Annotated in this window: 8 protein-coding genes; 3 read left to right on the top strand and 5 right to left on the bottom strand. The window is 61.2% G+C overall.

What is annotated here, in order from left to right:
• Positions 1-337 precede the first annotated feature (337 nt).
• The 4 genes from ACSSVZ_RS26940 to ACSSVZ_RS26955 form a co-directional block, all read right to left on the bottom strand.
• A complete protein-coding gene (locus tag ACSSVZ_RS26940) occupies positions 338-2,203 on the bottom strand; it encodes a UvrD-helicase domain-containing protein (protein WP_453973953.1) in 1,866 nt (621 codons plus the stop codon).
• The gene (locus ACSSVZ_RS26945; protein WP_453973954.1) at positions 2,200-4,527 is read right to left on the bottom strand and encodes an ATP-dependent nuclease; all 2,328 of its coding nucleotides are present in this window, start codon (positions 4,525-4,527) and stop codon (positions 2,200-2,202) included. The genes ACSSVZ_RS26940 and ACSSVZ_RS26945 overlap by 4 nt, the downstream gene beginning before the upstream one ends.
• A gap of 331 nt (positions 4,528-4,858) precedes the next feature.
• Complete coding sequence (locus tag ACSSVZ_RS26950) at positions 4,859-7,753, bottom strand: type IV secretory system conjugative DNA transfer family protein (protein WP_453973955.1); 2,895 nt, start codon at positions 7,751-7,753, stop codon at positions 4,859-4,861.
• Positions 7,754-8,106: 353 nt separating this feature from the next.
• The gene (locus ACSSVZ_RS26955) at positions 8,107-8,691 is read right to left on the bottom strand and encodes a tyrosine-type recombinase/integrase (RefSeq protein ID WP_453973956.1); all 585 of its coding nucleotides are present in this window, start codon (positions 8,689-8,691) and stop codon (positions 8,107-8,109) included.
• A gap of 231 nt (positions 8,692-8,922) precedes the next feature.
• Between ACSSVZ_RS26955 and ACSSVZ_RS26960 the strand changes: the two genes are divergently transcribed.
• The 3 genes from ACSSVZ_RS26960 (at position 8,923) to ACSSVZ_RS26970 (ending at position 11,840) form a co-directional block, all read left to right on the top strand.
• The gene (locus tag ACSSVZ_RS26960; protein WP_453973957.1) at positions 8,923-9,216 is read left to right on the top strand and encodes a hypothetical protein; all 294 of its coding nucleotides are present in this window, start codon (positions 8,923-8,925) and stop codon (positions 9,214-9,216) included.
• A 231-nt stretch (positions 9,217-9,447) separates the two neighbouring features.
• Positions 9,448-9,837 carry a hypothetical protein gene (locus tag ACSSVZ_RS26965; protein ID WP_453973958.1) on the top strand — a complete coding sequence of 130 codons (390 nt, stop codon included), beginning with the start codon at positions 9,448-9,450 and terminating at the stop codon, positions 9,835-9,837.
• A 251-nt stretch (positions 9,838-10,088) separates the two neighbouring features.
• Positions 10,089-11,840, top strand: a complete 1,752-nt coding sequence (locus ACSSVZ_RS26970) for a hypothetical protein (protein ID WP_453973959.1) — start codon at positions 10,089-10,091, stop codon at positions 11,838-11,840.
• Positions 11,841-12,142: 302 nt separating this feature from the next.
• On the opposite strand, the gene ACSSVZ_RS26975 is transcribed toward ACSSVZ_RS26970, so the two are convergent.
• The coding region (locus ACSSVZ_RS26975) for a hypothetical protein (RefSeq protein ID WP_453973960.1) at positions 12,143-12,465 on the bottom strand (323 nt) is incomplete at its 5' end.

The raw sequence follows: 12,465 nt of genomic DNA on the forward strand, positions 1-12,465 counted from the left end.
GCCGCACGGCGCTCAATTCAAACGCTACGACCGGGGCTGTGCCCTCTACCTCAACCGCAGGCGCCCTCCCGCGCAGCGGGTTCGTTCAACGGCCAGCTTTGCCCATTCGGCTTTGCGCCCATTTCGGTCGCCCGATCATCCGAGTGATCGCCCCAAAAGCTGCCATTTACTAGCTGGGCAATGCGGTTGCGGATGAGCACGCTTCGCATCAAGCATACCTTTCGCCCGCCGGCTGATCTTTAACGCCACACTTTTTTCTCCGCCGATCTGACCTCCTCGACCGCGAGGAGCGGTGGGGGCATTTTTCACCTGCACAATGAAGCTAATCCACCGCGGTTCAACTACTGATTGAAATCTCTGGGAAGAGGTTCTGCGCGATGATGGCCTCGCGCGCGTTTGCAACGTCGGAAGTGAAAACGACGACAGCAAGGTCCTTAACGGCCCGCGAGCAGCAGACATAGAAGAGCCGCCGCGTCCGATCGAGGACAGATTCCTCGCCCGCGGCGATGTTCGCTTCGTCCGTGTCAGAAAGCGATGCGAAGCCGAAATACTTCCCGTATGAATACAGGTTGTAGGCAGCCTCTTCGTCGTCGATCACCACCAGCACGCGCTCGAACTGAGCACCCTTGATCCCGTGCTGCGTGGCAAAAGGGGATTCCTCCACGACATAGCGCCGCCAAGCCCAAAGCTCCGATACGCTGCAGCCGAGAAATGCCTGGACATGCGCGAAGCCGGCTACGCCATCTTCCGCGATTTGCGCGGCTAGGTGAGGCTTATAGCGTTCGTCGAGACGAAGGAGCTCGCTGGACTGAACATGGCTCAAGACGTCGCGCACTGTGGCTTGCGATCCGTCCGCCAGCATTTGGATCAGCTTGTCGCTGGCCACGCGCAGTTCGGCCAATGCGTCTGCCACATTCTCGCCTTTGATCCGATCACGTTCGAGCCGCGGACTGGTCTCGCGAACGATCGAGATGACGGTAAACGGGTCATTGGCACGTGCGGCCGCAACAAGCGGCAGAATCTGATTTGCGAAGGGGCGCAGTGGCCACGAAGATCCGTCCGCGAGGCCTTCCTTGAATGAGGCAGGCGCCTTGTTATCGTTGAGAGCCGAATAGAGGTTCGGAAAGCCGAGCCGGATCGCCGCCATGCGGTGGACGAGAATGAGAAGCCGGACGTCACCATCCGGTCCATCGTTTTCCCATAGGGCGTCGTCAGTCTCGTTAGCGAGCCATTGACGCACGGCAGCAAGCCGAGCGGTGCGTTGGTCATCAGCCGGAAGGATGAAGAGGTTCGTGCTGCCGACCACTGGCTGTTCGACACCCTCAACCATTCGAGTGCGGCCCCGAGTCTGCGTCAGTCCGTCGCCAGGGGCGCGGATAGCGTTGATGACGCTCAGGACGGAGGTGGGGCAACGGAAGTTCTCAGGCTTGGTGATCTCCTGCCAACCGTCACCCAGCGCGACCGCGCCCGCACCGGTCGTGTAGATCTTCTGCATCGGATCACCGAAGAAGCCGACGCAGATTTTTGGATGCTCGCCGGCAATGAGGCGCAGAGCCTCGACGACCTGCGGGTTGGTGTCCTGGCTCTCGTCGACAAAGATGAAGGGGAAACGGGCAGCGATCAGCTGGCGAAGCAGCGGGTGTGCGACGACACAGGCTGGCGTCAGCTTGAGGATGTCATCGTGGCCGAGAATGCCCTCGGCATAATCGCTTCCAGTTCCGTAGGTGAACCTCTCGATGGCGGACACCGAGCCGAGCTCCGCTTCGAGTTCAGCGATCTCCGACGCGAGCCTTATCTTAGTCTTCTCCTGTGTCCTCGGCTTGTCGTAGTGTTCGCGACGCCCGGAGATCTTCTCCTCAATGCGCTGCTTCACCCAATCGACGATATCGCTGTGGAAGGGTCGTATCACCGACCATAGAAAGCTGTGGATCGTAGAGATGTGAAAGAGCGGCGACGCCCCGACGTCACCTGCGATTTCGCCGACCGCGACATCTGTGTAGGTGATGCAAGCGATCTGCCGACCGGCCCGCCTGAGCGCCCCGCCTTTCGCGTCGGCGAGGTGGGAGAGAGCCTTTATGAGCGAGGTCGTCTTTCCCGAGCCTGCGCCGGCCACCATAACGAATGAGCGTGGCGGGTCCGCGTCAAGACAGGCGCGGACATCGATGTCCGCCTGCGTATCTGGGCTGCCGATCCTGCTCGTCACGCGGCTGCCCCGCCATCAATGGCCGGAGTGATCTCAGCCGCTTCTTCCACTAGCTCCTCCGCATCGTCAGCCGGACCAGCAGTTTCATCATCGTCGTCATCTGGTTCTGGCTGCGTAATCTCACCTTCAAGCCATCGCAGGCCTTCGGCGATGTAGGTGGGAACGTTCCACGCTTCCGGATCCTCTGCGAGGAGGGCGAGGGCAAAATCGGTCTTCTTGAAGCTGCTAGATTCGACACGCCTGTGAATGCGATTCACGAGCGTTGCCAGATCTTTTTCGTCGTTTTTCGGTATTCGCAATTGAAGGGGCCTGCGTAACAAATCCTGGCACCAGGCTAGGTTTTCCAGCGCAAAGGCTTCTTCAAGCGTTCGACCGGCGAGCGCTTGTGTCTCTGCTCCCCAGGTCACATCCGTCTGACATTGATAGGCGATGCGCACCAAGGCGTCATCGTCTTGGACCCTGACCTGTGTCTTTTCGGCGTCGCGTGCCCCCCACAGCTCTGCAACGGTGCTGCGTTTGGGTAGCCACTGCTTAAGCGTCAAATTCGACGTTGCCGCTCCCGGATGGCCCGCCACGCATGCGCTTCCGGCCTTGTTGTCTTCTCCGTCATCTTCTGCCTCGTCAGCAGCTACTTCCTGAGTATCCTGTGCAGCTGCAGCAGCGGCTTGCTCGCCGTTCTCTCCGACGGCAATTGCTCCCGCCCCCGGCTCGGACTCTGTGGAGGGGCCGAAGACGCTGTCGAGATCCGTAATGATGAGCGTCGTGAGACCAAGGATCTCGATGAGCGCCCTGAATCGGTATCCGAACGCTCCGCCGATCTCGAGAATGGTCAGATAGGTGGACTGGAGACGCGGCGCCGTCTTGGAGATCATCTCGGGAAGGAGGATCCGCTCGACGTTGCCTTCCACCAGCACCGCCGCGTCCGCAAAGAACAGATCGCAGTGCGTGAGCTTCAGATAGCGCTCGAGGAAAGTGCGCTCATTGGGGTCGGTGCTGTCGTAGAATAGGGAAAGATTGACGACATTTGAGGTGGACGCTGCTTCCGAACGGCTGCGCCGGAAATAGCGTATGGGACGGAAGCCTCGCTCGTAGAGGATGTGGGTCGAGTGGGTTGTAACGACGACCTGGCTCGTATAGTGGGTCTCGTCGTCGCTCTTCATCTTGAGGATACTCATCACTTTTCGGATGAATACCTGCTGAAGTTGCGCGTGTAGATGCGCCTCAGGTTCTTCGATGAAGATGAGGTGGACGGGCGGACGGTTGTCTTCGATCCCGAGCCATTGCTGATGGAGATCGAGCAACTCAACGACCATGAAGATGAGGTTCTTGAAGCCCAGCCCGTTGTATCGGTCCGGCAGGGTCGGCGGATTGGGGTCGTCGTCTGCCCCCAGCGCGTAGTGCACGCGCGCTCCGTCCCGGCTGCTCATGATCTGCTCCGGATTTAGAGCGGTGCGGATGATCAGTCGCGGATTCGTCAGACCTGGATAGCCGAGCTTGGAAAGTCTCTTCAGCGTCGCCTCGAACACCCGTTTGAGGTGATCGTTCAGCGCTACCTCCGACGCGGCAAGTGCGCGAAGAGTGTCGAGATCGTCGGTCTTCTGCTCGAGATTGCGGGAATAGAAGCGACTCAGGACACGCGAGAGTTCTTCCGCGCGAGCACCGCCTGGTCCGTCGGAAAGATGTCGCTGAGCGTGTAGGAAATCGATCTGTAGAAGTCCGGAGAGGATCTCGCGGCCGCTCCGTTCGCGTCCGGCGAACGCTACCGGCCGATAGTCGGGCTCCCCGATCTTCGCCGGGTCGAGCACGTAATGCCGCAATTCATATTCGCTTTTCAAATTATCTCGCAGAAAGTCTTGAAGGTCTTGCGGCGATGGATCGAAGCTGCGCTCCCCGTTCTCGTTCACCGGCACAGCATCGAGTGCACGCTGTCGCACTTCAGCGTATCGGCCCCGCAATCCAGCGGGATCGACCGGCGCATATGTTACCCGCATGCCGACCAGCTTGCCCTCCCAGGCCAGGCTCGGGAGTAGGTCCACGACACGTTGAACATCATCCACTCCGATCTCGAACCAGATGTCGATTTCGATCGTGGGCAAGGTTGCCTCACGTTCCCCCTTGCCGAATGCGACGATTCCGGGCCACAGCTCTGCGCTGAAATCATGAATGTCGAAACTGCCGCGCCCCGTGAACAGCTGGAGCGCGTGGCCGACCGAGGTCTTGCCGCTGTTATTTGCGCCGACGAAGACGGAGATGTCCGAAGCCAAGTCGATCTCTACATTGCGCAGTCGCCTGAAGTTACGCACCACCAGCTTCTTCAAATGCATCCTATCCCCCCGGACAACCGCCTGGCGTCCTCGATTGCGAACGTCAGCATCACGAACACAACCTTAACTGCCCGTGTTAGGGTCGACGAGATGCGATCTGTTTTTCTGGTCATTTCGGAGAGGTCGAGCCGTGCGGAGGCCCGCTGAAGCTGCATCGAGTTGGCGCGCGCAGGCCCGTGGGTCGATGGTCCACTTAGCGAGATCTGAAACTAGACGCTGCCAATCTGCTTCCGGCCAGTTCTGCTCATATGCGGAAGCGCGACGCGCGCTCCTTGAGCCCGTCGCAGCCTATACTCCAAGGCACCGGGACCAAATCCCAGAGCGTTTGGCTCTACTCATCCCTGGAAGTCGGCGTCGCCGGCCGCTTCCGTGGCCTCGGTTTCTTTCGCGGCGTCGGCGACTGGTTGGCGGCCGCGTTTGCTTTGGGGCTGTGAGGTAATGCCTCTTCCTGCCTGCCGTTCTGGCCCGGCCGCGGGCCGCCCCCATTTGTTGCGCGGAGTTTGGCGGTTTGATCTCGCGCGGTCTGGACCGACGCGCCTGAGGATATAGAGGCATTCGGAGCGGTGGGCTCTCCAACGGCCACGTCGGGGTTTGCGCCTGAGCCTGCCGTCGACGGACCATCTGCCTCGGATGCCTCCGCCATCGAGGATCCGCGGGGTTTACGTCGTGGGCTGGCAGAATTGTCGCCTGCCGGGTTCGGCTTGGGTCCCTGCCTATCGTTTCTGGCGGTTTCCCCCGTCATTTCGTTGGGCGCTCCGGGCTCATTTACCCTCTGTTCTGCGGCGCGGTTGTCCGAAGAGTCAGCCGAGGGCTGGCTTGCCGGACATACTTCGGCTTCCACCTCTTCCGGAGGATCGGCTTCCGAATTGATGGCGTCGGTGACCGGTAGCGTTGCCGGAAAAACGTCCTGCTCAGCGTTCGTTTCGTCGTTCTCCGGATCGTGATCCTCGAGCTTGGCGGGCGTGGTCGGCTCCCCGCTGAGCATCTCTTCGGTCACTTCCTGACCTGGGAGCGCTTTCGCGGCGGAACTTGCAGTTTCCGGATCTGCCCGAGGGTACTGCTCGTTGAACTCGATCGCTGTTTCAGCCAGCTTGCTCATGCGGTCGTCCTGGTGGAACGCTTGAGGCAGGCGTACCTTGACGGGCGGCGTGGCGCGCGCAAAGACCACTGCGTGGTTTTTGAAGGCTGGCCCCATCAGCTCTGCCGGCGGGACGAGGGGTCTTGTCTCTTCGAAGACGGTCGTCTTGTCGCCGGCACGGCTGGAGACGTAGGTGGCGGTTTCCAGATCGTTGACCCCAAAAAAGATCTGCGTTCGACAATTGCCGAGCATGCTTTCCCAGCGGGGATAGGTGACCTTGAGTTGGGGCAGGTCCTGGGCGATCAGCCACATGCGGATCTTGGCACTGCGCGCGATCGCAATCTGATCTTCGATGAGCGGCATGTGGCCGAGCTGCGCCAGCTCGTCGAAGATGAAAAGTGCCGGAGCCTGATGGTCGACGCGCCAGTCGGTGTGTTCTTCCTCGACAAGGCTTTCCGCCCGAGCCCAGGCGTTGAGGTGAACGCCCATGATCACCCGCAGGACGCTTGCGTAGGAGCGAATGCGGTCCGGCGGGATTATGAAAAACACACTCTTCGAAGGTCCACGCTCAAGCCGGTCGAGTTGCTCGTCCTGATAGTGGAACCAGTGGTATCCGAGCGCGCCATATCGGCCACCGGGCGGAACCGCCGCCTCCCGCTCGCGCACGTCGCTTACGAACCGGCGGATATCCCACCCGGGCGACGTCATGCTGGTTGCGTTGGCGATCGGTTTGGAGCGCCACACCTCAAGCTCCGCTCGGGCGGACTGGAGAATGCTCTCGAACATGCGCTCGGCCATGACGTCGAACTGGTTCGCAAGCTCGACGAGCATCTCGTCGTCGCTCTCGGCAAGGCGCTGACGGAGCTCTTCGTGATCCTCATTGCTCGCGTAGAGAATGCGGACCACTTCGCGCATATTGCGTCGCTCGGGTTCGAGGGTTCGCACGTGCATGATGAGGCCGCGCACGAAGTCGCGGGCCGACTGATCCCAAAACCGCTTCTCGCCGCTGTCGGCCGGCGCAATCAACAGGTCCGCGACCACACGGGCATCATCCCAGTCCTCGATCACGTCGAAGGGATTGAACGCGTGCGTTTCACCATTGCGGTCGAAGGGCGCCCACTTGAACACGCCTCCGAACATCTCACGCTGGATGCCGGTAAACCGATAGTTCTCGCCCTTTGGGTCCAAACACAGAACGGGACCGCCATAGGTCATCAACGTCGGCAGGATATAGCATTGTCCCTTGCCGGCACCGGTCGAGGCAATCGTGAGGATATGCCCCTCGCCTTGATGGAAGAGGGGCGCAGCCGGCTCGATGGCCGGAGGCTCCCCGATGCCGACTTCGATCGCGTCGGGTCGGCGGTGGCCAGCAACGAAGAGCCCGGCCACTTCAAGGTCCTTGCCGGCTGCAAATCGACTTCCCCCACCGGCATGAAGAATGCGTTGGTAGAGTTCCGGAGGGCCATGCGGAATGATGATGCGGCGCAGGACACCTTCCGCCTTATCGATCTCTCCGTGCTGCAGGTGCTTCTCGTAAACCCTGGCAAACTCGACCCTGCTGAACTCGAACTTGCATCCGAGGTCGTGGATTGCCTGAACGATATCGAGATGCGCCTGGGGCACGCCCGGCGCGTCGAGCTGTGTTTCAGCGACGGAGGCAGTCAGCCGCCACTCACTCTCTTTCGGCTGAACGACCAGATAAGGGCTGTAAACAAAAGAGGGAATTTCATTGCGCAACGCCGCCTCACGAAACGCCTCAAGCTCCAGTTCCGCTTGCGACTTCTCGGGAACAGAGCCTTGCAGTGACCTGTCCGCCGGCTTGGCCGATCGTCGGCCGAAAACAGTGCGAAGCCGCCTGAGCCCGCGGCCGGCCTCCCACCAAATATCTCCAGTGAGAACTCGAGCCCGGTCAGGAGCGTTGCGTGTTGACGTGCTCCCGCGGGCTCCTGGCTGGGTGATCAGATATAGGCGCCGCGCCTGAAGCAACGTCCAGTAGGTTCCGGCCCAAATGAGATAGAGGACAACGAGAAAGACAGCGAGGTCCGCCAGTGAATCCAGATACTGGCGGTTCACGATCTCACCGATGAAGAATGCGACGACGATCGGCACAACCGTCGCCCAAAGCCCAAGCTTCCATTTGATCGGCATGTCGACCGCCTCCCCAATAACACCCTGCCGACCAGCCACGATGGCCGAGTCGAGCCGCAACTACAAGGCGAGTCGGCCAATCGGGGATAGCATAACCGTGGCCACGCGATGTCGATCCCAGCTGTGACCGTCGCATGCCGGATGGCGCCTTCGCCCTTTGCGGGCGGCGGCGAGCAATCTATCCGGCCGCAATGGCCAGACCGAACATCAGCGATGGCGATGTCCTGGCAGATGCAGCAGGACACCGTGCCCCGGCGTCGCGCAAACGCCGCTTTCTCTAACAATTCGAGGGTGTTAAGAAGAGTGCGACCGAATGTTCAATTCTGTTGCAGTGGTCAACCCCTCCCGGCGCATTATTCGTCCCACATTTTACGGGCCATCTTGCGTTCTTCCGCACCGACGGCATCGCCATAGATGGCTGTGGTCGACAGCGACGCGTGCCCGAGCCACTTCTGAAGAAGGTTGATCGGCACGCCGCGGCTGAGGGCCGCAACGCCGAAGCCGTGGCGCAGGCCTTTGGCGGTCGCATGCGGACCGACGATCCTTGCCTTGCGCATCACTGTCGTGACGTACCTGTGAGCCGTGGCGCGATGCCACGGCCAGAGCCGCGCTTGTCGAAGCTCAGCGTCGCTTTGCAGGCTTTCGATGTCATGCACCCGCTGAAGGGCTGACAGCACCTTGGCTGACACGGGCACGGCCCGGTGGATGTCCTCGCGGCGCTTCTTGAGGCTGCGAAAGATGATGATGCCGGCGGACAGGTCGATGTGGTCCGGCGTCAACTCCAGGGCTTCGGAGATCCGGCACCCGGTCTCCTTCAGGACGAGGCAGAAGGTGAAGACCGGCCCGACTTCGCGGGCTGCGGCCTTGATAAAGGCCGCCCGCTCGCCATCGCTCAGATATTTTCGGTGACCGGTCCCGTCATAGAGACTCCACTCCATATGGCCTCGCGCATAAACGAAGGCGCCACCCTCCCAAGCTGCTGTTTCCGTTGATTGAATCGTAACAGCCCAAGCCGGGCGCGCGCGACCGAATTGAACATTCTGTCGCAGCTTTGGCGTGAGGGGGTGTGGCCGGCGCGCCACGCGGGCTTCCCGCCGCATTCGCGAACCATGCCGATCTGCACTGGCAATCGGCCGGCGATCTAAAGGCCCTTTTGAGGGAGGCCAGCGATGGAACTGCTTGGCGCGGTGATCATCATTGCGATCGTCGGATGGGCGGCCAATTGGCGGCCATCCGATGGGCCGATCGTCGTCTTTGCCTTGTTGGCGATGGGCATCGGATTGATCTGGTGCCTGGGGGTCGTTCGCACAGGTCTCGCCCTCGTCACCGCGAACCGACCCGCTCAAAAATCGTCGCGTTGGTATGGCCTCTCCGCGCTTCTGGTCGGCCTTGGCTTCGCCGCCGCGGACGTTGCCGCCGGTCTGTGGTTCCTTGGCGCCTTTACGGATTTCTTCAACGGTTGAATGCGGCGAGCGGTCCGCACCGTACCAACGCCATCCCCAAGCGCAGCTGAGATTTTCCGACGAGCAGCACCGGCACGATGCGGCATCCCCGCCAAGACAGGGGTTGGCGAGTGGATAAGGAACACCGCCGCCGAAGCCTCAACGACCCGCAGCTTTGGAGCGGTCCAGGCTCCGGTCGGAAGCCATAGGCAACGCGGGCACCTTCGAGTTCAAGCCATAAAGGAGACCCAAATGTCGGATCCCACGTACGACCACAACGCCGCCTTGGTGCACCTGAAGAGCCAGCGAGACGGTTCACGTGTCATAGCCGGTGTGGCCGCGGCGCTGGGGATAATCGCGATCCTCGGTTGGGCTCTGTTGCTCGTCAAGATTTCGCAGACGTCGGCCTACGCCCTCCAGTATTCTGGACGCGTTCACGAACAGCTTGGCCTATGGGCACTCGGTGCGGGTGCCATCACGCTGATCGCGATCGTACTCGGGATTGCCGCTTTCCGCGCAATCGAACAAGCGCGGCACATGAAGGAAGAGATGGTCGCGAACCTGCGTCAGCGTCTGGCCGCCCCGATCGACGCGTCGGAGCGATCGGCGATCGAATCGCAGCTGCGCGAACTCGGAGCATGAGAGGCAGGTCGCCCCAGGTTTCATGAACTTGTTGAGGCCTGCGTCGCCCCAAGTGTGCCAAGACTGAACGATGTTTGTGCCGTTCAATGCAGTTCAGTCATTCCCTCCAAATACTAAACGTCCTGATATCGCAAACAAGTAAATAGACCTGTCAGCAAAGTACTAACGCATGATACCATAATATTTTAAGTTCAATATTTTGGTATCGTTGCATGTCCTGGAATTTCGGCTTTTCTCCCGAAGATATCTCCATGTCCCTGCTGGGCTTCGCCATGCAGGACAAATTCTTCGCCATGATGGCCGAGAACGCCAACGTCCTCAACGATCTCGCCCTCAGCTGTGGCCTGATCGGCTTCGTCATCTTCTGCTTCCAGATCGGCCGGGCACCGTTGTCGCACATGCTGTGCTGGGGCCTGCTGTTCCTGATCGTCATTGTCCGACCGATCGCCGAGCCGGCCTTCTTTGTCGATCTCACGCCGGACAATGCACCGGTCCTCGACCAGGTGCCGGTAACCGGCGGCGTCCTGACCCAGGACGAGTTCGACGAGTCCAAGCTGACGGAGGATCTCGCCGATGCCATCAAGGAGGGAACGGTACCGTCCTCCTTCAACGACATGACCGGCAATCAGCAGGCCATGATCACCTTGAGGAACGCGCTGGAGGCGCAGACCCGGAAATGCGAAGGCGCGCCGGATTCCGAAGCGTGCAAGAAAGCAAGAAAGAACGCCTTCGAACTGGCCTCGCTGGCGCAAGCCTCGCGCGTCAACAACGCCATCCCCACGATCCTCGGCCAGGCCTACGTCAAATCGGCCCAGGATCCGGTGGCTCTCAAGCAATCCTCCCGGGACTTCATGGGGCTGGGCAAATGGCTCTCCAGCGCCGGCCTCTTCTTCAAGTCGTCCTGGGCGGGCTTCGAGGCCGGCACCTACTCTCAGATCATGCCGATCATCGTTGCCTTCGGCACGGCGCTCGTCCTGATGATCACGCCGTTCATCTACATGCTCGGCCTTCTGGCGCCGACGTTTGCCGTCTCGGCGCTTCTGCTGCCTTTGATCGGCGTCGCCTACCTCCAGACGGTCAAGATCACCTTCACCGTGATCAGCCTCTTCGCCCACGTATTCCTGGGCGCCCAGCAGATGAACCTGCTTCAGGGGGACGGGGGCACCTTCGCCAACCTGTTTCTCGGCACCGCCTACACCTCGGCATTCCTGATCTCTGGGGCCCTGCTCTACGCGATGCGCAATCCGGCAGCGATCGTCGAGAAGCTTTCCGGCTCCGCCGACAAGGCGTCGCAGTTCAGTCTTCAGGAGGTCGTCGGAGCGGCGTATCTCGCAAAGAGCGGCTTTGGAATGATCAGCCGGGGCCTGGGGCGTGCCGGCGGTGCGGTGGCCAATGCACCGGAGACCTTGGGCAATGCCGCCGGACGCCTGGAAAGCTGGCAGGGCGGCTTCAACACGCAGGAGGACCGGTTCGCCAACGCCAAGCACTCGACGATCGAGGCGGGACGCGCGGCCACCTTCGAGGCTGACAGTCGCCGCAAAGCACCGCCGGAGGATCGCGAGATGGTTGGTCTGCGTGCCGATGCGCACGTCAAGGACGACAACGAGAAACGCATGCAGGAGATGGCGGCCGGAGCGGGCGTGCCGGCTGCAGCCCGCCGAGAGGCCACCGTCAGCGAGTACGCAGAGGGACCGACCGGACGCTATCGGGTCGAGCGCAAGCACGACGCGGGCCTTGAGACGGTCACCAAGCTCATCGTCGAATCCTCAGGCGTCGACCACAACAAGGCAGCCCTGGCCGCATCGAAGCTGTTGGCAAGCCAGGCGGCCGTGGTGACCATGGACGCCGGCGCGCCCAAGCTTGAGATCGACACCGATGCCGCTCGGTCCCGGCTTGGCGACCTTGGGAACAAGCTCGTCCAGCACCTGAGCGACAATGCGCTCATCGAGCGGACCAGTACGCCTTCCAAACCGTACGTGCGTGTCAAGGGATCGGACGAGTAGCGACTTGTTCAGGGGGGCACAATGCCTCGAGATCGGTCGCTGGAGACAGGCCCAATGGCACTGCTTATGTTGCGACACGTCGGCTGTGGTCGGGCTGGCCCGGCACACTGGCCGGCGCCCCAATCGCTTTCCGACCGCCATCGCCTTGTTGCAGGCATCCTGATGCGGGGTGACAGCCGAGACCCGCCGCTTCACCTACCTGGAGTGGACCTTGACAGAAACAGAATTGAAATTGCCATGAGCTGGTGGGCAAGCGCACAACACTTGAAAGCTGCGTCGCGATTGTCGGACCGACCAAGGTCTCAGTAGGGGCAGTCCGGCCGTGGCCTCAGCACCCCTTCGGGAACGAACGTCCCAATTGCGGCGTTGCGGCCGTCGGCGGTCAGCTCCGCCACGATTAGCTTCTCACGCTCCATGAGCACGACCAGCCCGAGCTGTTCAAGCTGATTGAGAGAGGCGCGAAGCGACACTTGCGTACACGCGAGCCCGAAGTTGTCCATCAGATCCGCCAGCAGATGGTCGTTGCCCTTCTGGCCTGCCCCATCGAGGTGGCCGGGGCGTAGAGTTAGAGTCCGGCGGTTAGGGCCGGCGGATGTGCCGACACGGCGCCAGGGTAAGGTGACCA

The organism is Amorphus sp. MBR-141 (genome assembly GCF_053628695.1).